The sequence below is a fragment of the Propionivibrio sp. genome, assembly GCF_047602565.1.
GTDB lineage: Bacteria > Pseudomonadota > Gammaproteobacteria > Burkholderiales > Rhodocyclaceae > Propionivibrio.
Map to the genome: position 1 here is coordinate 3,787,633 of NZ_JASGGX010000001.1, position 23,498 is coordinate 3,811,130.

21 protein-coding genes are annotated in these 23,498 nt (G+C 64.4%); 11 read left to right on the forward strand and 10 right to left on the reverse strand.

The features are described 5' to 3' along the window. Nucleotides 1-66 precede the first annotated feature (66 nt). Both QM701_RS17920 and QM701_RS17925 read left to right on the forward strand, forming a co-directional pair. Nucleotides 67-435 carry a VOC family protein gene (locus QM701_RS17920; RefSeq protein ID WP_415168365.1) on the forward strand — a complete coding sequence of 123 codons (369 nt, stop codon included), beginning with the start codon at nucleotides 67-69 and terminating at the stop codon, nucleotides 433-435. Between the two features lie 72 nt (nucleotides 436-507). Further along, on the forward strand, nucleotides 508-1,206 hold the full coding sequence (locus QM701_RS17925) for a helix-turn-helix transcriptional regulator (protein ID WP_415168366.1): 699 nt from the start codon (nucleotides 508-510) through the stop codon (nucleotides 1,204-1,206). A gap of 178 nt (nucleotides 1,207-1,384) precedes the next feature. Here QM701_RS17925 and QM701_RS17930 read toward each other — a convergent pair whose 3' ends face one another. Further along, nucleotides 1,385-2,167, reverse strand: a complete 783-nt coding sequence (locus QM701_RS17930) for an IclR family transcriptional regulator (RefSeq protein WP_415168367.1) — start codon at nucleotides 2,165-2,167, stop codon at nucleotides 1,385-1,387. A 93-nt stretch (nucleotides 2,168-2,260) separates the two neighbouring features. Here QM701_RS17930 and QM701_RS17935 point away from each other — a divergent pair, with 93 nt between their 5' ends. Both QM701_RS17935 and QM701_RS17940 read left to right on the forward strand, forming a co-directional pair. Continuing rightward, the gene (locus QM701_RS17935) at nucleotides 2,261-3,625 is read left to right on the forward strand and encodes an MFS transporter (RefSeq protein WP_415168368.1); all 1,365 of its coding nucleotides are present in this window, start codon (nucleotides 2,261-2,263) and stop codon (nucleotides 3,623-3,625) included. Nucleotides 3,626-3,840: 215 nt separating this feature from the next. Then, the gene (locus QM701_RS17940; RefSeq protein WP_415168369.1) at nucleotides 3,841-4,785 is read left to right on the forward strand and encodes a 2-hydroxyacid dehydrogenase; all 945 of its coding nucleotides are present in this window, start codon (nucleotides 3,841-3,843) and stop codon (nucleotides 4,783-4,785) included. A gap of 353 nt (nucleotides 4,786-5,138) precedes the next feature. Here the strand turns inward: QM701_RS17940 and QM701_RS17945 are convergent, their stop codons facing one another. From QM701_RS17945 to QM701_RS17980, 8 genes are all read right to left on the reverse strand, one after another. Then, nucleotides 5,139-6,047, reverse strand: coding sequence for a dihydrodipicolinate synthase family protein (locus QM701_RS17945; RefSeq protein ID WP_415168370.1), 909 nt, complete (start codon nucleotides 6,045-6,047; stop codon nucleotides 5,139-5,141). A 161-nt stretch (nucleotides 6,048-6,208) separates the two neighbouring features. Continuing rightward, a complete protein-coding gene (locus QM701_RS17950; RefSeq protein ID WP_415168371.1) occupies nucleotides 6,209-8,422 on the reverse strand; it encodes a SulP family inorganic anion transporter in 2,214 nt (737 codons plus the stop codon). A 63-nt stretch (nucleotides 8,423-8,485) separates the two neighbouring features. Further along, nucleotides 8,486-10,174, reverse strand: a complete 1,689-nt coding sequence (locus QM701_RS17955) for a Na/Pi cotransporter family protein (RefSeq protein ID WP_415168372.1) — start codon at nucleotides 10,172-10,174, stop codon at nucleotides 8,486-8,488. A gap of 8 nt (nucleotides 10,175-10,182) precedes the next feature. Continuing rightward, a complete protein-coding gene (locus QM701_RS17960) occupies nucleotides 10,183-10,950 on the reverse strand; it encodes an HAD-IIA family hydrolase (RefSeq protein WP_415168373.1) in 768 nt (255 codons plus the stop codon). Continuing rightward, nucleotides 10,951-12,228 (reverse strand): TRAP transporter large permease, encoded by a 1,278-nt coding sequence (locus tag QM701_RS17965; protein WP_415168374.1) that lies wholly within the window; start codon nucleotides 12,226-12,228, stop codon nucleotides 10,951-10,953. It lies immediately after the preceding gene. Between the two features lie 2 nt (nucleotides 12,229-12,230). Continuing rightward, a complete protein-coding gene (locus QM701_RS17970) occupies nucleotides 12,231-12,740 on the reverse strand; it encodes a TRAP transporter small permease (RefSeq protein WP_415168375.1) in 510 nt (169 codons plus the stop codon). A 226-nt stretch (nucleotides 12,741-12,966) separates the two neighbouring features. Next, entirely contained in the window at nucleotides 12,967-13,956 is a 990-nt protein-coding gene (locus tag QM701_RS17975) for a TRAP transporter substrate-binding protein (RefSeq protein ID WP_415168376.1), read from the reverse strand. Between the two features lie 86 nt (nucleotides 13,957-14,042). Then, entirely contained in the window at nucleotides 14,043-15,656 is a 1,614-nt protein-coding gene (locus QM701_RS17980) for an FAD-dependent oxidoreductase (RefSeq protein ID WP_415168377.1), read from the reverse strand. Nucleotides 15,657-15,821: 165 nt separating this feature from the next. Between QM701_RS17980 and QM701_RS17985 the strand changes: the two genes are divergently transcribed. The 5 genes from QM701_RS17985 to QM701_RS18005 all read left to right on the forward strand — a co-directional run bounded on the left by QM701_RS17985 (nucleotide 15,822) and on the right by QM701_RS18005 (nucleotide 20,805). Continuing rightward, nucleotides 15,822-16,586 (forward strand): FadR/GntR family transcriptional regulator, encoded by a 765-nt coding sequence (locus tag QM701_RS17985; protein WP_415168378.1) that lies wholly within the window; start codon nucleotides 15,822-15,824, stop codon nucleotides 16,584-16,586. Nucleotide 16,587: 1 nt separating this feature from the next. Further along, nucleotides 16,588-17,355, forward strand: a complete 768-nt coding sequence (locus tag QM701_RS17990) for an SDR family oxidoreductase (protein ID WP_415168379.1) — start codon at nucleotides 16,588-16,590, stop codon at nucleotides 17,353-17,355. Nucleotides 17,356-17,369: 14 nt separating this feature from the next. Further along, complete coding sequence (locus QM701_RS17995) at nucleotides 17,370-18,410, forward strand: L-idonate 5-dehydrogenase (RefSeq protein ID WP_415168380.1); 1,041 nt, start codon at nucleotides 17,370-17,372, stop codon at nucleotides 18,408-18,410. Nucleotides 18,411-18,442: 32 nt separating this feature from the next. Next, on the forward strand, nucleotides 18,443-19,690 hold the full coding sequence (locus tag QM701_RS18000; RefSeq protein WP_415168381.1) for an enolase C-terminal domain-like protein: 1,248 nt from the start codon (nucleotides 18,443-18,445) through the stop codon (nucleotides 19,688-19,690). A gap of 92 nt (nucleotides 19,691-19,782) precedes the next feature. Further along, nucleotides 19,783-20,805 (forward strand): TRAP transporter substrate-binding protein, encoded by a 1,023-nt coding sequence (locus QM701_RS18005; RefSeq protein WP_415168382.1) that lies wholly within the window; start codon nucleotides 19,783-19,785, stop codon nucleotides 20,803-20,805. A gap of 46 nt (nucleotides 20,806-20,851) precedes the next feature. Here QM701_RS18005 and QM701_RS18010 read toward each other — a convergent pair whose 3' ends face one another. Continuing rightward, nucleotides 20,852-21,856, reverse strand: coding sequence for a bile acid:sodium symporter family protein (locus QM701_RS18010; RefSeq protein ID WP_415168383.1), 1,005 nt, complete (start codon nucleotides 21,854-21,856; stop codon nucleotides 20,852-20,854). A 111-nt stretch (nucleotides 21,857-21,967) separates the two neighbouring features. Between QM701_RS18010 and QM701_RS18015 the strand changes: the two genes are divergently transcribed. Together QM701_RS18015 and QM701_RS18020 are read left to right on the forward strand one after the other, a co-directional pair. Then, nucleotides 21,968-22,750 (forward strand): AraC family transcriptional regulator, encoded by a 783-nt coding sequence (locus tag QM701_RS18015; protein ID WP_415168384.1) that lies wholly within the window; start codon nucleotides 21,968-21,970, stop codon nucleotides 22,748-22,750. A gap of 188 nt (nucleotides 22,751-22,938) precedes the next feature. Beyond that, nucleotides 22,939-23,493: a sigma-70 family RNA polymerase sigma factor gene (locus QM701_RS18020; RefSeq protein WP_415168385.1), complete on the forward strand. Its 555-nt coding sequence runs from the start codon at nucleotides 22,939-22,941 to the stop codon at nucleotides 23,491-23,493. Nucleotides 23,494-23,498: the final 5 nt, after the last annotated feature.

Here is a 23,498-nt window from a genome sequence, read left to right on the forward strand (position 1 = left end):
CACAGGGCTGTCAGCAGGCCGCCGGCATCATGGCGGCTCCTCAACCCAAACTGCAAGGAGCCCTGCATGAACGCCATCAACTGGTTCGAGATTCCCGTCGCCGATTTTGCACGCGCGATCGCCTTTTACGAGCGCGTGCTGGCGGCCAAGCTGCACGTCGACGACAGCTTTCCCGGCATGCGCCTGGCCGTTTTCCCTTACACCGAGCCCGGCGTCGGCGGCGCGCTGTTCGAGCATCCCGAAGCGCGCCCGCACGCTGACGGCGTGCGCGTCTACCTGAACGGCGGCGACGACCTCAGCCCGCTGCTCGCACGCGCCGTCGAAGCCGGCGGGCAGGTGGTCATGCCGAAGACGCGCCTGCGCGACGATATCGGCTATATCGGCCTGTTCCGCGACAGCGAGGGCAATGTCATCGGCCTGCATTCGATGCATTGACCGGGGTACGGCGAGACGCGGCGCGCTGCCGCGCGTGGCACAATCGTCCGCGTCGCCTTCCTTCATCCCATCATGCGCCGCGCCGACCGCCTTTTCCGCCTCGTGGAACTCCTGCGCAGCCGGCGCCTGGCGACCGGCGCGTGGCTCGCCGACGAGTTGCGCGTCTCGCTGCGCACCCTGTACCGCGACATCCGCGATCTCGGCCTGTCCGGCGTGCCGATCGAAGGCGAGGCCGGCGTCGGCTATCGCCTGCGCTACCGGCTCGACGTGCCGCCGCTGCTCTTCGACGCCGCCGAACTGGAGGCGCTGCTCGCCGGCTCGCGCATGGTGCAGGTCTGGGGCGACGCCGACCTCGCGCAGGCCGCCACGGCGGCGCTGGCCAAGATCCACAACGCCCTTCCGGAGACGCTCCGGCGCGAGGCGCAGCAGGCGCGCCTGTTCGTGCCCCGCAACCAGGGCGACCGCCCGCCGTTTCTCACCGAGCTACGCCGCGCCGTGCGCCAGAAACAGGTCGTGCGCATCGTCTACGCGCGCGAGGACGGCACGCCGTCCAACCGCTCCCTGTGGCCGCTGGGGCTGTTCTTCTGGGGCCGGCACTGGACGCTGGTGGGCTGGTGCCTGCTGCGCGGCGAATTCCGCCATTTCCGCGTTGACCGCATCGGCGAACTCGACGTGTTGCCCGAACGCTACGCGGATGTGCCCGGCCGCCGTCTCGGCGATTTCTTCGATCAGCTCGAAGCGCGCGAGGGCATCCGCGTCCGGCAGCGTTAGCGGGCTGTTGAAATTTGCTGACCAACGATGGCACGCAGACGATCGATGAGGGGGCTGGATGCAATCTGACGAGGCGACCCAACGCTTCATTGATCAGTTCATCATGTACGCGATATACAGAACGCCTACCACACAAGCCCCGCTGATACGGGAGAAAATTTCAACAGCCTGCTAAAGATCAGGTAGGGGCATATCCAACTTGCTGGGATATTTTCCTGGCGGTGGCACAGACTTGTTCGGCCAGTGAGGGGAGGCGTTCCTGTGTGATGTCGAGAATGGTCCCTACTGCGCTGACTGCCGCAATGGCATGCCCTTGAACATCAAAAATCGGTGCGGCGACACAACGGATATTTACTGCGTCTTCCTCATCGTCGAAGGCCCAGCCACGTTCATGGACTTCCAGCAAATGCTTTTTGAAGATTTCCGGGTCAGTGATCGTTTTCGATGTTTTCTGTTCCCAGGTGGCATTGGCAAGCACATCATTGAGCGCAACTTCCGGCAGGCCGGCAAGCAATGCTTTGCATAATGAAGATGTGTGTAGTGAAAGGCGTTTACCGACCCAGGTGTTTACCCGGATGTCGCTTCTGCTCTCAGCTTTCAAAAGATAAACAGCTTCAGCACCTTCCATGACACCTAAATGGCAGGTCAACTGAACCTCTTGCGCCAATTCGTTGAGCATGGGCAGGGCAAGAGAATGCAAATGGCGCTGATTGGCTGCATTGGCACCCAGTTCGAACAAGCGTAAGCCTAATACGTACCCTCGGTCCGGGCTTTGCTGCAGAACACCCAATTGACATAGTGTCGTGACCAGATGGTGGCAGCTACTGTTGGGTAGCCCCAGATGATCGCGAATTTCCGTGAAGCCAAGACCCGGTTCACGAGAAATCAAGTCGAGGATGACAAATCCCCGAGTCAATGCTGGAGCCACCGATTTCTGCTCAAGAGTTTGTACTTTCGTCATTTGATGCACCTTGTCAATAAATAAATACCTTGATATTATTTTCCCACATAAAGAAATTTATTTCCATGTATGGAATTTATCAAGGAGGGTAATATGGATCAATACTTGGATCAACCACTTAAAGTTGATAGTAACTCTGACGCCATGGTGTCGGAGGAACAACTAAAGCGGGCAATACTGACCGGGGCAGTTGGAAGCGCACTGGAATATTACGATTTTGCTATTTATGGTTTGGCTTCCGCGCTGGTATTCGGAAAATTCTTTTTCCCCGCATTGGGAACGGAAGCTGCTCTACTGGCGAGCTTCGCGACTTATGGAGCCGGATTTTTCGCCCGCCCATTCGGCGGTTTGTTCTTTGGTTCGATTGGCGACCGGAAAGGACGCAAATTCGTGCTGCAGGCAACAATCGCCATCATGGGACTATCCACTACGCTGATCGGCATGTTACCGGCTGGTACGTGGGGAGCTATTGCATTGGTGGTGTTGCGCCTGGTCCAAGGGTTTGGCGCCGGAGCGGAGCAGGCAGGTGCCTCGACTTTGATGGCTGAAGTGGCGCCCATCCGTCGCCGCGGTTTCTATGCTGCACTGCCTTTCGTTGGCATCTTTACCGGCTTAATGCTGGCAACACTCACATTCAAAATAATGCACGACATCCTTGGCGAAGAAGCCATGCAGTCCTGGGGATGGCGATTGCCGTTCCTCTCCAGCATCATTCTGATCGGTGTTGCCCTCTGGATCCGTTTGCGTTTGCGTGAAAGTCCCACATTCACGAAGTTGGCGGCTTCGCGTGAGGTGATTCATTCGCCAATGCGTACGGTCATCCAGAACGCTCGCCGGCCATTGCTGGCCGCGACATTGATGCGATTTGCTGAACAGGGCGGATCGACAATTTACAACACGATCGTGATCGCTTTTCTCGGCGGTTTCGTAGCGAAAAAAATCAATGTGCCATCAGGCGATCTGGCGGCAATCGGTACGACTGGCGCGGTGATCGCCAGTCTGGTCAGTATTTTCTCAACCCCTTGGTTTGGCTCATTGTCGGATCGCATCGGTCGCGTGGCTGTCTATCGCGGCGGCGCAATCTTCATGCTGCTCTGGTCCTTCCCCTCCTGGTGGATGGTCAGCACGGGCAATCCGATGCTGGTCAGTCTGGCGATGATAGGTGGTTTGGCCCTTGGCTCCAACAGCATGCTGGGAGCGCAGTGCGCACACTTCTCGGAAATGTTCGGTAACCGCTATCGTTATTCCGGTGTGGCGCTGGCTCGCGAACTCGGCGCCGTCTTGTCGGGCGGCATTGCGCCGCTACTCGGAATCTATCTGGTTAAGCTGGCGGATGGCGGCTACTGGGTCATGGGAGCTTATACCGCCGTGCTGTCGGTACTCACGATTATTGGCACCTATTTGTCGACCGAAACCCGTGGACGGGATCTGACGCTGCTGGAGGATGCCGTACGTTGAGCGAACAGATTCCGGGGACGACGATAGATACATAAGCTAATCCGGCCAGCAGGGTGTGACTTTTGCTATGAATCAGATAAGCGCACTGTCTGCTGGCCGCTCAAATCCGCATGGGTAAAACTTGTCCGATGGCCGGAGGGGCTGCATCGAAGTGCATTTCTGCGTTTGATCCGAAAACCTGGAATTTTGTCGAAGGAAATCATGGAGAAACTGTAGTGCAAAAAGAAGAATTGTTGTTGGTCACTCGCTATTCCGATACGGAAATGGCAATGCTGGAACAGTACAGGCTTCATATCCTTTCAGAGTCAGCGGCTCCCGACGATTTATTGCGGAGAATCAGTCCTCGAATCCGCGCACTGGCCACCAACGGCGAAGCCGGGGCCAGTGCCATGCTCATGGATTCCTTGCCCAAGCTGGAAATCGTCGTGTGCTATGGCGTGGGCGTCGATGCCATTGATTTGGCCTATGCGGCCAGACGAGGCATCCGTGTGACCAATACCCCCGATGTGTTGACCGACGATGTCGCCGACATGGGTATCGGGCTGTTGGTTGCAACATCAAGACAGATTCCCCGTGGAGATGCTTACATCCGTGCGGGTTTATGGGGGGAGGCAGATATTCCCTTGGGCACACGGATATTCGGAAAAAAACTCGGCATTGTTGGTCTGGGCCGGGTTGGAAGAGCTTTTGCGCGGCGTGCAGCGGTCTTCGGTCTGGATATCTCTTATCATGACTGCTTCCGCTTTTCTGATGTTGACTACACTTATTTCGGCAGCGCGACTGAACTCGCGCAGCATGTCAACTTTCTGGTGATTTGCGCCGCTGCCGATAACACGAATCGTGCCATGATCGGCCGCGAGATCCTGGATGCGCTGGGGGTTTATGGGATTCTCATCAATATCGCCCGGGGCAGTATCGTTGATGAGCCGGTCCTGCTTGACTATCTACAAGAAAAACGGATATTGGGGGCCGGTTTGGACGTGTTCTGGAACGAGCCAAATATAGATCCGCGTTTCCTGCAGCTTGACAATGTTGTTTTACAGCCGCATCGCTCCAGCGCCACCATCGAGACAAGGGCAGCAATGATGCAATTGGTCTGCGACAATCTGCGGGCTTTCTTTTCCGGGGGAAATTTACCGACGGAATATAAGGTGCGGTGACATAATCATATAGGGTATTTGCATAGATTGGCGCAGTTTGGCCCTCTCCAGGTATTTTGAGTTGGCAGGCTATTGAAATTTCCCTCTGCGTTAACGGGGTTTGTGGGGTAGGCGTTCTGTATGTCGTGTCCGGAAGAGCCACCACACGGCTTCGATCCTTTCCTGCCAGGGACAGGTTGCAAGGGCAAAACATCGCCAAATTCAGCGTCAGATTGCATCCAGTCCCCTCGTCGATCGTTTGCATGCCATCGTTGGTCAGCGAATTCCAACAGCCTGTTTAGAGGAACAGTGGCTGCCAAAAAAAACCGGGCAAGCGCCCGGCCGATGGGAAAGAGAGGAGGGGCGGTGGCGCTTCATTCGCCCAGGACGCCGGCCTGGACGAGGATGTCGAGCAGCTTGCCGCGCGTCGCGTCGTCCGGCGCCGAGGCAGGTGCAAGCGCGGTAGTCGGAATGTCCAGCCCGCATAACCGGATCGCCTCCTTGATCACGCCGGTGAACGGCACGTCGATCGCATACATGCGCGAGAGGATGGCGAGGCGCGTGAGCAGGCGCTGCGCGGCACCGAAATCCTGCTCGCGGAAGGCGCGGTAGATGCCGCAGGTGATCTCGGGAGCGAAGTTCGAGGTGGCCGGGATGACGCCGTCGCCGCCGATCATCAGCGTGTCGAGCATGTACTCGTCGAAGCCGCTGAAGACCATGAAGTCGGGGCGCACGCCCTTCACTTCGAAGACGAGGCGGCGGATGTGGCTCATGCAGTCGACCGTGTCCTTGATGCCGACGACGTTCGGGCAGTCCGCGGCCAGCCGGCCGACCAGCTCGACCGACAGGTCCTGCCCGGTGAGCAGCGGGAAGTTGTAGAGCAGCACGGGCAGCGGCGAGTTCTCGGCGATCTGCCGGTAGTGGCGATACAGGCGTTCCTCGCTCAGCTTGGCGTAGTAGGGGTTGACCACCATCACCGCGTCCGCGCCGATGCGTCCGGCGTGCTGGCTCAGTTCGATGACTTCGCGCGTCGCGCACGAGGCCGCGCCGACGATCACCGGCTTTTTCCCGGCGACCCGCCCGACGCAGAATTCGGCAATGGCCTCGCGGCGCTCGCGCGGCAGCGTGGCGAACTCGCCGGCGCTGCCCAGGAACAGGAAGCCGTCGACCTCGGAGGCGAGCAGCCGGTCGATCAGCCGGCCCATGCCCTGCGGATCGAATCGTTCCTGCGCGTCGAAGATCGTCGGCACCGGGGGGATCACGCCTTTGAGTTGAAGCGCCATGGCACACCTTTCTCCAAAAAATGCCATACATGGAAATAAAATACCGAATATGAAATCAGTGTAATGGGGTGTTCGTACACTGGCAAGCTTGGGTGGGAATGTGCGCGACTGCGCGCGAGGTGTCGCAGCATCTCGGCCATGCCGAGCCGTGAGCGCCGGCGTCAATTGTCCTGCAGCAGCGTCAGCTCCTCGTTGGTGTGGCGCAGGCGGATCGACAGCAGCCGGGCGAGCTTGGTCATCAGCACCAGCGCGATGCGCTTGTGCTCGTCGGCCAGATAGTTGAACTTCTCCAGCGACAGCACGTACATGTCGCAGTCGCGCGTGGCGATGGCGTCGTTGCCGCGCGGGCGGTTGTCGAGGAAGGCCTGGCCGCCGAGGAAGTCGCCGCGCCCGTAGGTGGCGATGTGCTTGATCGCGCCGCCGCGTCCGACCGAGCCGACCACCTTGACCTCGCCCTTGCGGATCAGGAACAGGTCGTTGCCGGGATCGCCGCAGGAGAAGATCGTCTCGCCGGCCTTCCATGAACGCTTTTCGAGGCAGGCTTCCAGGTCCACCAGGGTGTCCGGCTTGCTGCCCTTGAACAGCTCGATTTCGTGCAGTTCGAGCGGCGGCGGGTCGTCGGCCTCGGCGCTCGGGCGGTCGCCGAGCAGGCGGGCCTCGACCCATTCGATGGCCGCCTCCAGCGTCGGCAGGTAGAACGCCGTGCGCTCGCCGGAGCGCAGGCCGGCCAGCTCCAGGAATTCGCGCAGGTTGCGCCCGTTGGGCAGGCGCTCGCGCACGTTCGAGAGCAGCAGCGGCACGTTGCGCTCGGCCAGCGCGTCGCGCACCTGGTTGAGCATGTGCGCGGCGGTGACGTCGACCGACTGCACGCGCTGCAGGTCGAGGATCATGTAGTCGGTGGCCGCCAGCTCCGGTTCGAGCGTGCGATAGAGCTGCTGCGCGGTGCCGAAGAACAGGCTGCCCTGCAGTTCGAAAATGACGGCCGAATGGCCTTTCTTCTCCAGGATGCGCATTTCGTGCTCGGGGCGGTACCAGGCCGAGGAACGCTCGCCGACGAAGCTCTTGCGCCGTACCACGGTGCCGCCGACCTGTTCGCGCAGGAAGAGCATGATCGACAGGATCACGCCGACCGCCGAGGCGGCGATCAGCCCGATGGTCAGGGCGCAGGCGACGACGGCGAGCACCACGCAGAAGTCGATGACCGTCGATTTCGATTCGAGGAAGCGCAGCGGATCGGTGTCGATCATGCGCAGGCCGACGACGATCAGCACGCCGCTCAGGGTGGCCACCGGCAGCCAGGCGACGAAGGCGCCGAGCGCCAGGGCGGCGATGACGGTGGTCAGTCCTTCCACCACGCCCGAGATGCGCGTTTTCGAGCCGCTCGAATAGTTGACCATGGTGGCGCCCATGGTGCCGGCGCCGGGCATGCCGCCGATCGCGGAGGCGGCGATGTTGGCCAGGCCCTGGGCGGCCAGTTCGCGGTCCGAATCGTGGCGCGAGCGGGTCAGCCGGTCGAGCACCACGCAGGTCTTCAGCGTGTCGATCGAGAGCAGCACGGCGAGGGTCAGGGCGCTGCTCAGCAGGCCCGCGACCTGCGCCAGCCGGAGCCCGCCGATCTGGTTCCAGCGGTCGGTGATGAGGCCGATGTAGCCTTCGCCGGTGGCGCCGAGCGAGCCGATCACCAGCGGGTTGTCCTCCAGGCGCAGCAGCGAGGGATCGACCACGGCGATCGCCGCGTAGGCCAGCGCGCCGCAGGCGATGCCGACGATGGTGGCCGGAATCTTGCGGGTCGCGCGCGCCGCGAGCAGCATCGCCACGATGGTCACGCCGCCGATCGCCAGCCCGCGCCAGTCCCAGCGTTCCGGCGAGAACAGCACCTGGTGCCAGCGGTCGTCCCCCTCGGCGCCGGCCAGCTTGGGCAGCTGGCCGCCGATGATGATCAGGCCGACGCCGGAAAGGTAGCCGCTGACCACGGGGTAGGGGATGAAGCGGATCAGCCGGCCGACGCCGAGAAAGCCGATCAGGATCTGGATGATGCCGGTGAGGATGCCGAGCACGGTGAGCATCAGCACGATGCTGGCCGGGCTGACGCCCTGGTGCACGAGGTCGATGGCGAAGGCCGAGAGCACGGCGGCGGCGGGCGCGCAGGGCGCGCTGATCAGGCGGTCGGTGCCGCCGAAGGTCGGGGCGATCAGGCCGAGCGCCATGGCGCCGAGCACGCCGGCCAGCGCGCCGAACGCGGCGTAGTGGGGGTCGATCGCGGCATACACGGTGACGCCGAAGGCTACCGAGGCCGGCAGCGCCACCAGCATGGCGGCGAAACCGCCCCAGAAATCCCCCGAATGGCGCATCCAGGCGCCGGACAGTTCGCGCATGGGTTTTCTCCCCGTTTCTGCCTTGTCCCTGCGTGTTTTTTTGGGCTTCTTTTCCCGGCGCGGCTACTCCGGATGGCTGATCAGCTGTTCGGCGGCCTCGTCGCCCGAATCTTCGCTCGCCGGCAGCACGTCGTAGCCGATGCTCGCCACCTGGGTGTTGATCCAGCGCAGGTCGGAAATCAGGTCCAGGTGCGCCGAACTGCTTTCCAGCGCGTTCGACACCCCCTGGCTCAGCCGGTCGATGTGCTGGCGCGAACTCTCCTGGCACATCGCCTTGAAATCGCGCTTGCGCTGCACCAGCACGCCCGCGGTGTCCGGATGCCAGGCCATGATCACTTCCGCCGCCAGCTGGGTGTTGCCGATCAGGAAGCGGAACAGCCTGTCCAGCTCCTCCTTGCCGGCTTCCGAGAAGCGCTTGCCGTCCTTTTTCATGTCGTCGGGAATGCCGAGCATCGTCTTGCATACCACGTCGCCGGCGTTCTCCAGGCTGGCGGTGTAGCGCAGCAGGGCGGTGACGCGCCGCAGGTCCGGGTCGTTGACGCCCTTGCGCGTGAGGTCGACCGCATAGGCGCGCACGGCCTTGAACAGGACGTTGACCTTCTCTTCCAGGCGCACGATTTCCTGGGCCTTCTCGCAGTTGCCGGAAAGCAGCATGTCCAGGGTGATTTCGAGCATGGACTGCACCGTGCCGAGGATGCGCAGCACTTCGCGCGACAGCGCGGTGACCGGCAGGATGTCGATTTTCCCGATCGTCTCCGCGTTGCCGGGGATGTACTTCGGGCCGATGTCGTCGACCGCCTTGGACGGTTCGACGAACAGGCGTTCGAGGAAGCGGGCCGTCGGCTCGGCCAGCCCGGTGAACACGACGATCAGCACGCAGTTGAACAGGATGTGCAGGATCACCACGCGGAAGCCGGGGACGCCGGGGATCAGCTCGTACAGCCCGTCGATCAGCCGCAGCGCGATGAAGCCGGCGATCACGCCGAGCAGCTTGAACGCGCCGTGGCCGACGACGATGCGCCGGGCCGGCGCCGCTTGGTTCCAGGTCATGATGACCGGCGGCACGGCGTTGCCGAAGTTGATGCCGAGCACGGCGGCCAGGATCAGCGCCGGATCGGTGGTGATCCCGGCCTGCACCAGCGAGGCCCAGAACAGCAGGATGGCGATCGACGAATGCGCGAGCCAGGTCAGGATGGCGAACAGCAGCGCGGCGAGCAGCAGTTCGCCGCCGAGCGAGGAGATGATGATGCGGATCAGCTCGCTGCCGGCCAGCGCGGCCGACACCTGGCTCATGAAGGTGAGCGCGATGAGGATCATGGCGATGCCGAGGCAGATCCGGCCGAGCTGCTTGAGCGGCGAATCGGTGTCGCTGTAGATCGAATGCATCAGGTAGCCGACGAACATCAGGATCGGCCACAGCGCCTTGAGGTTCAGCGTGAGCAGGGCGGCGACCACGGCGCTGCCGGCGTCGGCGCCGAGCAGCAGGAGCAAGCCGTCGGCCACCGGAATGGCGCCGACGGCGGCCAGGCCGGAGGTGAATACGGCCACGGCGATCGAGCTCTGCAGCACGGTGGCGGCGCCCACGCCGGTGAGCAGCGCGACGATGCGGTTGTCCAGCGCGCGCGGCAGGAGGCGGCGGATCTGCGCGCCGTACATGCGCATCACCCCGGTGCGCGCCATGCGCACGCCCCACAGCAGCAGCGCCGCCGCGCCGAGGATCATGGTCAGTTCGTAGGTGCCGGAGCCTTGCATGGGGGGGCCTATAGCGTGCCGAGGTCGTCGAGCACGAGGGTGGGCTGGCGTGCCAGCGCGGGCAGGTCCTCCCGCCGCGCTTCGCCGCTCAGCACCAGGATGAAATCGATGCCGGCGTTCTCGGCCAGCACCTTGTCGGTGGTCAGGCGGTCGCCGACCATCACCATTTCCTCGCGCCGGAAGCGCTTGAGCAGCGGCGAGAGGACCAGCGTGTTGGGCTTGCCGAAGACCACTTCGGGCAGCCTGCCGGTGGCGCCTTCGTACAGCCGGACGAAGCTGCCGGTGTCCGGCAGCGGCCCTTGCGCCGAGGGGCAGACCATGTCCGGATGCGTTGACAGGAAGCGCACGTCCGGCCGCTGCAGGAGCAGGCAGGACTCGGCCAGCTTGCGGTAGGTCAGCTCGGTGTCGTAGGCGAGCACGACCGCCTGGCAGTCGTCGCCGGCGGTGAAGACCACCTCCGGCAGGCGTTCCCGGAGATACGCCTGGAAGCTGGCGTTGCCGACCGGGTAGAGGCGGCGAATACCGTGCTCCCGCAGGTGATCCGCCAGCGGCAGCAGGGGCGAGAGAATCCTTTCCAGACCGACCTGAATCCCGAAGCCGGCGAGCTTGCGGACGTAGTCGTCGAGGTTCTTCGAGGTGTTGTTGGTCAGGAAAAAAATCTCCCGGCGCGGGAGATTGCGCCGGATGAAGTCGATCGTCCCCGGAATGGGGCGGTCACCGAGGTAGACCGTCCCATCCAGGTCGAAGACGAAACAATTTTTTGTGCTGATATCCACTTACATCAACCACTTCAAGGGAACGAGGGAGAGTTTCGGGAAGAATAACAGCAGGAACAGCACGGCGCATTCCATCAGCAGGAAAGGCATCATCTTCCTGACCAGGTAGCCCATCGATATGCCCGCCGAACCGCACACCACGAACAGCACCGTGCCCACCGGCGGCGTGATGACGCCGATGCCGACGTTGAGGACGAACAGCAACCCGAAGAAGTACGGGTCGATGCCGGCCGCGTTGGTCAGCGGGTAGAACACCGGCGCGAACAGCAGGATGTTCGGCGTGAGGTCCATGACCATGCCGGCGGCGAACAGGAAGAGCATGATCGCGATCAGCAGCAGCGTCGGGGTCGGGACCAGCGGCTCGAAGAAGGCCTTCATCTGGTCGGGAATCTGCGCCGCGGTGATGAACCAGCCGACCGCCGTCGCCGCGCCGACGATGAGCATCACGACGGCGGTGCTGCGCGCCGCGGTCGCGCTCACGCGCAGCAGGTTGCGCAGCGTCAGTTCGCGGTAGTAGAACACCGTCACCACGATCGCATAGACCGCGGCGAACGCGCCGCCTTCCGTCGGGGTGAACACGCCGAAGCGGATACCGCCGAGCAGCAGCACCGGCAGCATGAAGGCCGGACTCGCTTCCTTGAGGATGGTCATGGCCTCCTGGCGGGTGAAGGTGATGGTCTCCGTATAGCCGTCGTGCCGAACGACGAAGAACCACATCACCAGCAGGAAGAAGCCGATGATCAGGCCAGGCACCAGGCCGATCATGAACAGCTTGGTGATGGAGAGTTCCATCGTCGCGCCGAGCAGGATGAAATTGGCCGACGGCGGGATGATCGGGCCGAGGATGGCGCCCGAGGCAATGATCCCGCCCGCGCGGCCGGAGTCGTAGCCCGCGTCCTTCATCATCGGATAGAGGATGCCCATCAGCGCGGCGGCTTCGCCGACCGAACTTCCCATCAGGCCCGCGAAGATCACCGCGGCGATGATCGTGGCGTACCCGAGGCCGCCCTTGACACGCCCGATCATCAGCTGGGCGAGCAGGATGACGCGCTTGGACAGGCCGCCCTTGGCCATGATCTCGCCGGCGAAGACGAAGAACGGGATGGCCATCAGCGGATAGTTATTGACGCCGTTGACCATCGCCTGCGGGATGATCATCACGTCGCCGTCGCCCGAATAGAGCATCAGGACGATGGCCGAAAGCACCATCACCAAAGCGATCGGAATCTCGAGGATCAGGAAGAAGAAAAGGCTGCCGAGGAAAATCATCAGTTCCATGATCAGAACTCCTTCGGCTTGGCCAGGAAGGCCGAGGCCGGCCTTCTGATGGTATGCAGCAGCGTACGCACCCTCATGATGATGACCGCTATCGCCATCACCGGAAGCGTCCCGTTGACGAACGCCATGTTCAGGCCCGTGGCGACGGTCGCCGTATCGATGGTCTGCTGCACCAGCGAGATTCCGCCCAGCGCCAGGAGGACGAGGGCCGCGAGCGCAAAAATCTGCGCCATGATATCGACGGCCTTCTTCGTGGTGCCGGACAGCAGGCTGGTCACCATGTTGACGGCGATGTGCCGGCCGCGATAGAAGCCTTCGATCGAGCCGAAGAAGGTGATGTACATGAAGAGAATGCGCGACCACTCTTCGCTCGGAGCGAAGCTCGCCTTGAAGACGTAGCGCAGCATCGCATTGCAGAAAACCATTCCGATCATGGACAGGAAAACCACCGCGCAGAAGATCTGGAAAGCCAGTTCCCCCTTGCTTTCGTTCTCCTGTTCTTTTTCAGGCATGAGTTCGCTCATCTCGCCCCCTTTGACGTTTTACCCATTTGAATATCCTCGTTGACGACTCGATCCAGTCGCTATTTTTTGTGTACGAAAAACAGCACGCCCACCGGCCGTTGGGGCAAGACGCCTGAAGCGCCTCCCCGCGGGCAGTCTTCGCCGCCGGTTTCAAGGGGGCCCCGCGTCGCCGCCGGGGCAGCCTCGAATGCCGGATTCGCCGTTTATCCGGCGGTTACTTGTATTGCTTCACGCTTTCAAGGATTTCCTTGGCGTTCGGCACCGTGTCGTAGAACAGTTTCCACGTGCCTTCGCCGGCTTTTTTCAACACCGCCTTGAATTCGTCGTTCGGCGTGACAATCTTGCCGCCGCCCTTGGTGATTTCCTCGACGGCCTTCTTCTCGACTTCCGCCGCCATCTTCCAGACGTCTTCCGCCGAACGCTTGGCGGCGTCGTCGAAGACCTTCCTGTCTTCGGGCGGCAGCTTGTTGTAGAAGTCGTTGTTGATGTACAGCGAATGGAGCACGAGGATGTGGCCCGACAGCGTGATGTTCGGCGCGATCTCGTACATCTTCAGCGCGACGATGTCCGAGAAGGGGCTGTCGCCGCCGTCGATGGTGCCCTGGTCCAGCGAGGAAGGCACTTCGGCGAACGGCATTGGCTGGCCGCTCTGGCCGAGCTGCTTGGCGAATTCGAGATAGAGCGGGATGTTCGGCACGCGCATGCGCAGGCCCTTGAGGTCGTTGACGGTGTTGACCGGCTTCTTGGTGTAGAAGTGACGGAAGCCGAGCGGGAAGGCGTTGAGCGTGGTCAGGCCGGATTTCTCGGAGAAGCCCTTGGTGATCAGCTTGAACGTTTCGCCGTTCATGGCCTTGTGCGCCTGTTCCAGGCTGTCATAGAGCATCGGCGTTTCGAGCATGGCCATGGCCGGATGCAGGGAGCTGGTCTGCGTGCCGGTGGCGCACATCTGGATGATGCCCTTGCGCGTCTGCGCGATGTAGGCATCCTCCTTGCCGAGCTGGCTGTTCGGGAAGACGCGCACGTCGTACTTGCCGTTGGTGCCTTCCATCACGTATTTGGCGAACAGCTTCATGCCGACGGTTTCCGGCTCGCCGTCCGGCTTCATGCCGGCGATCTTGACGATGATCTTGTCGGCGGCGTAGGTGGGCAGCGTCGCGGCACCCAGCACGGTTAAAGCGGAAAGAAGAAGAATTCTGCGTTTCATGGTGACCTCCCTTTATTGGAATGAAAACGATTGACTGCGGCTCCTGCGGGTGAAAACTTTTCCTGTGCGCCGATGGCCCGGCGGCATTAGAGCGAAATGCGCAACCTTTCCATGGCCAGCTCCGTCTCCTGCCGGCGGCGTTCACCGTCCCAGCCGAGTTCGCCGGCCATCAGCTCGACGACGCGCGGCACGGCGGCCCGCGCCGCCGCGTTGTCCAGAATGGCCAGCGGAATCCGGCGCGTGAGCACATCCGAGGCGCGTTCGGCCAGTTCGTGGCGCGCGGCATGGACGACTTCCGCCTCGATGTAGGGATGGCCGGGATGCAGGCGGGCCCCGAGGCCGCTTTCGGCCAGGCGCGCCACGCGCATGGCCTGGTCGCCGAAGGCGTGCTGGAGATGATGGGCGACGTCCGCCTCGATGCCGTAATCCTTGGTCAGCACCAGGAAAATCTCGGGCGCGAAATGCTCGGCGCCGAGCAGGCGCAGGTCGAGCGTCCGGCAGGGGCCAGCCGGCTGCAGCCCGGCGCTGGCGACGGCCCGGTCGACGGCTTCCTTGGCCATCCTGCGGTACGACGTCCACTTGCCGCCGGCCATGGATACGAGCCCGGACGGGCTGACCATCAGCAGATGCTCGCGCACCAGTTGCGCCGTGCTGGCGGTCTCGTCGAACTGCACCAGCGGGCGCAGCCCCGACCACGCCGACAGGACGTCGCTGCGCTGCACGGACAGGTCGAAATAGCGGTTGACGTGGCGCAGCAGATAGTCGATCTCCTCCTCGCGGGCCTGCGGATGGTCGACGATCTCGGCCGGGTTGTCGGTGGTACCGATCAGCGCGTGCCCTTGCCAGGGGAGGACGAACAGGACCCGGCCGTCCTCGGTTTTCGGAATCAGCAGCCCGGTGTCCGGCGGCACGAAGCGGCTGGACAGAACGACGTGGATGCCCGAGGCGGCTTTCAGGACCGGCCTGGCGGCGGGGTCGTCCATCTGCCGGACACGGTCGACGAACGGCCCGGCCGCATTGACGATGCAGCGGGCGCGAATGCTCCATTCCTCGCCGCCGAGCGCATCGCGCACGCGCGCGCCGCACAGCGTTCCATTTTCCTTTTCGAGCGCGACGGCCTCCACGTGGTTCGCTATCGCGGCTCCGTGCTGCTGCGCGGTCAGCGCCAGCGTGACGGCCATGCGCGCATCGTTGAACTGGCCGTCGTAGTAGATGACTCCGGCTTTCAGGTTCTCGCCGCGCAGCATCGGGAAACGCTTCAGCGCCTCCGCCCGGCCGACGAGACGGCTTTTGCCCAGCCCCATCCTGCCCGCCAGCGCGTCGTACAGCAGCAGGCCGGCAAACACGTACGGCACCTCGCACCACGAATAGAGCGGGGTGACGAGCGGCAGCGCGTTGGCCAGATGCGGCGCGTTGCGCAGGAAGATGCCGCGCTCGAACAGGGCTTCCTTGACCAGGTGGTACTGCGCCCGGTCGAACTTCTTGACCGCCGCTTCCAGGTAGCGCACGCCGCCGTGCACCAGCTTCGTGCTCTTGCTGCTGGTGCCTTCGGCGATGTCGTTCTTTTCCACCAGGGCGACCTTCAGCCCGCGCGTCGCCGCGTCGACGGCGATGCCGCAGCCGGTCGCCCCGCCGCCGATGATCAGGAGGTCGAATGGACCCTGTGTTTTCAGGCATTCGAGAAGCGCATGCCGTTTCATTTTCCCCACCCTGTTTTTTCGTATACGAACTGCTTTTTTCTTAAAGGAACGTTACGGTTTTGTTTCAATGATGTCAACCGAGAAAACCGGGGAAGCCACGTGCGTTTTCGAGCGATCGTGCGGCGGGGCTTGATCGAAGGTTTTGAAACGTGATACATATTACCTATGGAAACGACGACTTCGCCGCGCGCGACCTTCCAGCAACAGGTGCTCGACCGGCTCGGGCTGGACATCTGCGCCGGGCGCTACGCGCCGGGGCAGACGCTGCCGCGGGAGAACGAGCTGTGCGAGCGCTTCGCGCTGAGCCGCATCGTCATCCGCGAGGCGGTCAAATCGCTGGCCGCCAAGGGGATGCTCGAAGTACGGCGCAAGGTCGGCACGCTGGTGCTGGCGCCGTCGTCGTGGAATCTCTTCGATCCGGACATCATTGCCTGGCGCACGCAGGCGGCGGGCGACGATCTGGAAATGTCGCGCGATCTGCTCGACCTGCGCCGGATCGTCGAGCCGGCGGCGGCGCGCCTGGCCGCCGCGCGGGCGGGCGACGCCGATCTGGCGGCGGTGCGCGGAGCGTTCGAGCGGATGCGGCGCGCAGTGGCCGGCGACGGCGATTACGTGGCGGCCGATCTGGCCTTCCACTCGGCGATCTTCACGGCGAGCGGCAATCAGTTCGTCAGCCAGATCCTCGTCGCGCTGACGGGCCTGCTGCGCCAGGGCTTCGCGATCGTCTCGCGCAAGCCGGGCGGGCCGCTCGCCTCGCTGCCGCTGCATGAAGACCTGTGCCGGGCCGTCGAGGCGCGCGATCCGGCGGCCGCGGAGCGGGCGGCGCTGGCGCTGATCGACCGCGCGGCGCTGGACCTGCGCGAGTGCCTGCCGGCCGAGCCCCGCCAAACGGGCGCCGCGCCGGATATTTCAATCACCAGGAAGGAGTGACATGTCATCGCTTTTCGATCTCGCGGGCCACACGGCGCTGATCACCGGTTCGGTGCGCGGCATCGGCTTCTCGCTGGCCGAGGGACTGGCCGAGGCCGGCGCCTCGGTGATCATCAACGGACGCCGCCAGGAGGCGGTGGACGCCGCCGTGGCCAAGCTGCGGGAAAAGGGCTACCAGGCGCGCGGCGCCGTGTTCGACGTGGCCGACGAGGCGGCCGTGGCGGCGGCGTTCGCCGCGTTCGACCGGGACGGCGTCGAGATCGACGTCCTGGTGAACAACGCCGGCATCCAGTTCCGCAAGCCGATGGTCGAACTCGAACTCCAGGACTGGCAGCGCGTGCTCGACACCAACCTGACCGCGGCCTTCATCGTCGGCCGCGAAACGGCCAAGCGCATGATCGCGCGCGGCCGCGGCGGCAAGATCATCAACATTGCCTCGCTGGTCAGCGAAGCCGCGCGCGCGACGGTGGCGCCGTACACGGCGGCCAAGGGCGGCATCAAGATGCTGACCCGCTCGATGGCGGCCGAGTGGGCCCAGTTCGACATCCAGGCCAACGCCATCGGCCCCGGCTACATCCTCACCGAGATGAACACCGCGCTGATCGAGAACCCCGCGTTCGACGCCTGGGTCAGGAGCAGCAACCCGGCCGGGCGCTGGGGCAAGCCGGAGGAACTCGTCGGCACGGCCGTCTACCTGGCGTCGGCCGCGTCGAACTACGTCAATGGCCAGATCATCTACGTCGACGGCGGCTGGCTGTCGGTGCTCTGATTCGGGAGAAAAGCATGGAAGCGAAAGCCTGCGTACTGCATTCGGAAAAGGATCTGCGGATCGAGAACGTGCCGGTCGCCGAGATGGGCGACGATCAGGTGCTGGTGAAGATCGGCGCCGGCGGCATCTGCGGCTCGGACCTGCACTACTACCTCGACGGCGGTTTCGGCGTGGTGCGCGTCAAGGAACCGATCGTGCTCGGGCACGAGGTCGCCGGCACGGTCGAGGCGGTCGGTGCCAAAGTCACCAGGGTCAGGCCCGGCGACCGCATCGCGTTGAATCCCAGCCGGCCGTGCGGCAAGTGCAAGTTCTGCCAGGCCGGCGAGCAGCAGCATTGCGTCGACATGTGGTTCTACGGCAGCGCCATGCGCCTCCCGCACAGCCAGGGCGCCTTCCGCGAGCGCATCGTGGTCGGCGAATTCCAGTGCGAGCCGGTCGGCGACACCGTGTCGATCGGCGAGGCCGCCTGCTGCGAACCGCTGTCCGTGGCGCTGCACGCGGTGCGGCAGGCCGGACCGCTGGCCGGCAAGCGCGTGCTGGTCACCGGTTCGGGCCCGATCGGCGCGCTGGTCGTCGCCGCCGCCCGTTACGCCGGCGCGCTGGACGTGGTGGCCACCGACCTGCACGACGCGGCGCTGAAAAAGGCTACCGAAATGGGCGCCACGCGCACCGTCAACGTGGCGCAGGCGCCCGGCCTCGCCACCGAGGAATTCACCGCCGACAAGGGCTGGTTCGATGTGGCCATCGAGTGCACCGGCGCCGGCGCGGTGATCAAGGACGTGCTGCCCGTGCTGCGTCCACGCGGCACGCTGGTCCAGGTCGGCGTCACCGGCGAGGTGCCGATTCCGATCAACGCCCTGGTCGGCAAGGAGATCAGCCTGGTCGGCGCCTTCCGCTTCCACCAGGAATACGCGCTGGCCGCGCGCCTGATCAAGGAAGGCCGCATCAACGTCAAGCCGATCATCACCGCCACGCTGCCGTTCGAGCGCGCCGTCGAGGCCTTCCAGATGGCCTCCGACCGCAAGGCGCACATGAAGGTGCAGCTGGCGTTCTGAGCGGCCGGACGACACGACTTTAAGGGGAATTCGTGGCAACACTGATCGAAAACGTCAGGGTCATCCTGACCGCGCCGGAAGGCATCAACCTCGTCGTCGTGCGGGTCGACACCAACCAGCCGGGGCTCTACGGGCTGGGCTGCGCGACCTTCGCCTATCGGCATCTCGCCGTCAAATGCCTGGTCGAGGAGTACCTCAAGCCGCTGCTGGTCGGCCGCGACGCCGAGGCGATCGAGGAACTGTGGCAGCTGATGCGCCAGAACGCCTACTGGCGCAACGGGCCGATCGAGAACAACGCCATCTCCGGCGTCGACATGGCGCTGTGGGACATCAAGGGCAAGCTGGCGAACATGCCGCTGTACCAGCTGTTCGGCGGCAAGGTGCGCGCGGGCGTGCCGATCTACCGGCACGCCGACGGCCGCGATCTGGCCGAGCTGTGCGACAACATCGAGAAGTACCGCGCCCAGGGCATCACGCACATCCGCTGCCAGAGCGGCGGCTACGGCGGCGGTCGCTTCGGCGCGGCGCCGGCCACGGCGCCGTCCGGCGCGCTCGACGGCATCTACCTCGACAGCCGCAAGTACATGCGCGATACCGTCGCGCTGTTCGATGGCATCCGCGGCCGGATCGGCTGGGACGTGCAGTTGTGCCACGACGTGCACGAGCGCCTGAAGCCGATCGAGGCCATCAAGTTCGCCTGCGAGATGGAACGCTTCGACCTGTTCTTCCTGGAGGACGCGATTCCGCTCGAAGACGGCGACTGGCTGCGCCAGCTGCGCGCGAAAACGAACATTCCGCTGGCGCAGGGCGAGCTGTTCAACCATCCCTTCGAATGGAAGACGCTGATCGCCGAGCGCCTGATCGACTTCATCCGCGTGCATCTGAGCCAGGTCGGCGGCATCACGCCGGCCCGCAAGCTGCAGATCTTCGCCGAGCAGTTCGGCGTGCGCACCGCCTGGCACGGCCCCGGCGACATGTCGCCGATGGCGCACGCGGCGAACATCCACATCGACCTGGCGGCGCCGAATTTCGGCGTGCAGGAGTGGTCCGGCACCGAGCCGCCCAACTTCGTGATCCAGGAGCTCAAAGGCCCGCGCGAGGCCCTGCTCGACGTCTTCCCCGGCCTGCCGGAGTTCCGCGACGGCTACGTGTACGCCAACGACAAGCCCGGCCTCGGCGTCGACCTCGACGAGCGGGAAGCGGCGAAGTACCCGTGCGAGAACACCGTGACCACGTGGACGCAGACGCGCCGCGCGGACGGCACCTTGCAGACCCCGTGAAGCCGTCCGCCTGAACGCTTTCCCGCGGGGGCGGGGAAGCGGGACGTTTTAGTAGTGCCCGTTGTTCAATCCCTTGACTTGGAGGTTTTTCCATGAAAGCCATTCCCTTCGCTTCGTTCAAAACCACCCTGGCCGCGCTCCTGGGCGCCGCCGGCCTGCTGCTCGCCGGCCAGTCCGCCGCCGCCGAGGTCCGCCTGGGCCATGGCTTCACGGAGAACCATCCGCGCGGGCAGGCGATGCTGAAATTCGCCGCCGAAGTCGAGAAGGCGACCAACGGACAGATCAAGGTCAAGGTCTACCCCAACTCGTCGCTCGGTTCCGAGGAGAAGATGCTGCAGGCCGTGCAGGGCGGCGTGCAGGAGTTCTACATGGGCTCGCTGGTGCCGTTCTCGGTGCGCAAGAAGGAACTGCAGATTTTCGACTTCCCCTTCCTGTTCTCCGACTCGCGCGAGGTGGCCATGGTGCTCGACGGCCCGATCGGCAAGAAGATGCTGGACGACCTGTCGGATACCGGAGTGACCGGCCTGGTGTGGTCCGGCGGCGCCTTCCGCAACATCGCCAACAGCCGGCGGACGCTGAGCAAGTACGAAGACCTCAAGGGCCTGAAAATCCGCGTGATGCAGAGCCCGGTCTGGCTGGAGACCTTCAAGGCGATGGGCATCAACGCCACCCCGATGGCCTACGCCGAGGTCTACACCGCCCTGGAGATCAAGGCGCTCGACGGCCTGGAGCATCCGCCGGTGGACATGTACCAGAACAAGATCTACGAGGTGCAGAAATACCTGGCGCTGACGCACCACGGCTATACGCCGGTGGCGCTGGTGGTGTCCAGCAAGTGGTTCAACACCCTGCCGGCCGACCAGCAGGCCGCCATCCGCAAGGCCGCCGAAACCGCGCGCGACTTCCAGCGCATCGAGGAGACCAAGCAGGAGAACGTGGCGGTGAACCTGCTGCGCTCCAACGGCATGACCGTGACCGAGTTCTCGCCGCAGGACATCGACAAGATGCGCGCCGCCGTCAAGCCGGCGATCGACAAGTTCTCGGCCAACATCGGGCCCGAGTTCGTCAAGAGCTTCTATGCGGAGATCGACAAGGCGCGCAAGTCGCTGAAGTAAGGAACCGTACTGCCCGGCGGCGGCGTATCGAACGCCGCCGGGGGAGTCAGGCGGCCGCAGGCAGGCGCCGGGCGTAGCGTTCGGCGAGGATCGAGCAGACGAACAGCTGCAGCTGGTGGTAGAACATGATCGGCAGGACGATCAGGCCGAGCGAGGGATGCGCGCCGAACAGCAGCGCGGCCATCGGCACGCCGGAGGCCAGCGTCTTTTTCGAGCCGCAGAAGACGATGGTGATCTCGTCCTCCTTGTTGAAGCCGAGCCGGCGGGCGAGGGCGGTCGACAGCGCGAGCACCACGGCGAGCAGCACCGCCGCGCCGGCCAGCGTGGCGGCGATGAGGCCCGCGCCGTGGTCGCGCCAGAGCCCGGCGGCCACCGAGTCGCAGAAGGCGGCGAACACCAGCATCAGGATCACCAGCTTGTCGAGCTTGCCGGTGATCGCCTTGTAGCGGTTGAACCAGCGGAAGAGCAGGGGCCGCAGCAGCTGGCCGGCGATCAGCGGCAGCAGCAGCATGCGCGCGATGCCGAGCACGGTGTCGAGCAGCGCCAGTCCGCCGCTGCCCTGCGCGCCGGCCATCAGGCTGACCAGCAGCGGGGTCATGACGATGCCGATCAGGCTGGACAGGGTGGCGTTGAAGATGGCGGCGGGCACGTTGCCGCGCGCCATGCCGGTCATCGCCACCGACGAGGTGATCGTCGAGGGCAGCACGCACAGGTATAGAAAGCCCAGCATCAGCGCCGGCGGGATGAACTCGCCGAACAGCGCGCGGAACGGATAGAACAGCACCGGAAACAGCAGGAAGGTGAGCGCCTGCACCACGATATGCACAGGCCAGCGCAGCAGCCCGGCCTTGAGGCTCTCGAACGAGATCGTCAGGCCGTGCAGGAAGAACACGATGGCGACGCCGACGTTGACCGCCTTTTCCATGTGCAGCCAGCCGCCGGCGCGTCCGGCGTCGGGAAAGAACGTGGCCAGTACGACGGCGAGCAGCATGCCGATCAGGAACCAGTCGCGGGAAAGGCGTCGCAGGTGCTTAGACAGCGGGAAGGACATGGGGCGCTCCGAAAGGGAAGGGGCCGCGCAAGGCGGCATCGACGCGCTACTATAAAAGGCGGTTGAACTTCCGTCTGCCGTTAATCCGCCATCAAATGTCGCCAGCCTGCCATGCCTGAACCGTTGCGCGCCGAACGTCCGCTGCCGGCCTTGGACAGCCTGCCGCGCCCGTTCTTTCCCCGCGCCGAATCCTTGTCCGCGGGCACCTTCAGCGCCGTGCACCGCCATCCGTGGGGCCAGCTTTCGTATGCCATCGAAGGCGTGCTCGACATCCGCACGCCGGCCGGCAACTACGTGGCCTTGCCGCAGTGCGCGGTGTGGATTCCCGCCGGACTGGAACATCAGGTGATCAATCTCGGCCGGGTGGAAATGCGCAGCTTCTATTGCGATCCGGCGCTGTTCCCCTGGGACGACGGGCGCTGCCGCGTCTTGCGCGTGACGCTGCTGGTGCGCGAGCTGATCCGGGCCGCCAGCGCGCTGCCGCCGGATTATCCGCCCGACGGCCCCGAGGCGCGGCTGGTGCGGGTGCTGGCCGACCAGTTGGCGGCGCTGCCGGAGGCGGCCTTCGCCCTGGCCATGCCGCGCGACAGGCGCTTGCAGGCCATCGCCCAGGCGCTGCTCGACGCGCCCGGCGAGCGCAGGACGCTGGCGCAATGGGCGGCGCAGTCGGGCTCCTCGGAACGCCATCTGGCGCGCCTGTTCCAGCGGGAGACGGGCCTGCCGTTCCGCCTGTGGCGGCAGCGGCTGCGCCTGATGCTCTCGCTCGGCGGGCTGGAATCCGGCCATCCGGTGACGCGCGTCGCGCTGGACTATGGCTACGACTCGCCGTCGTCGTACATCGCCGCGTTCAAGGCGCTGTTCGGCCGCACGCCGGGCGGGCTGGAGGGGCGCTGAGCCGGTCGTGAGTCCTTGAGGGCGCGGATTCGGGCAGATGGGCACGAGTCGGTTTAGTGCTTTACATGCGAATCACTCTCATTTACAGTTCGCAAATCACCCATCGCGCCTCCTCCCTTGAGTACCATCCAAGCCGCTTTTTTCGGGCCGGCATGCCCGGCTTGGCGGGGGCGTTCGGGTGGGAAGCCGTGCTTGATCGGGATTTGTCCGTGCTGGAACGCTATCACCGCGAACTGCTGAACTTTCTGAGCCGCCAGGTCAGCGACCGCGATACCGCGGCCGACCTGGCGCAGGAGTGCTTCGTCCGCGTGCTGGGCGTCCAGTCCTCCGGCCAGGCCGTGCTGGACACGCGCGCGCTGCTCTACCGCACTGCGCGCAATCTGGTCGTCGACCAGTACCGCCGGGCCGAGGTGCGCCGGCACGACGACATCGACGCCATTCCGGAAGATCAGGCCCCGCCCGCGCCGCAGCACCTGCAGCCCGAGGAGGCGCTGGCGTCCGGGCAGGCGGTCAGCGCCTACGTGGCCGCCATCGAGGCCTTGCCGCCCCGTTGCCGGGAGGCCTTCGTGCTGCACGTCTTCGACGAACTGAGCCACGCCCAGGTCGCCCGACGCATGGGTATCTCGGTCAGCATGGTCGAAAAGCACGTCGTGCGCGGCATGGTGGCGTGCAAGCTCTGCGAGCGCCGGTTGCGCGGCGAAGGCGGCGTTGCCCCGCGAACCGGGGCGGAGGCGCAGACATAGCCAGA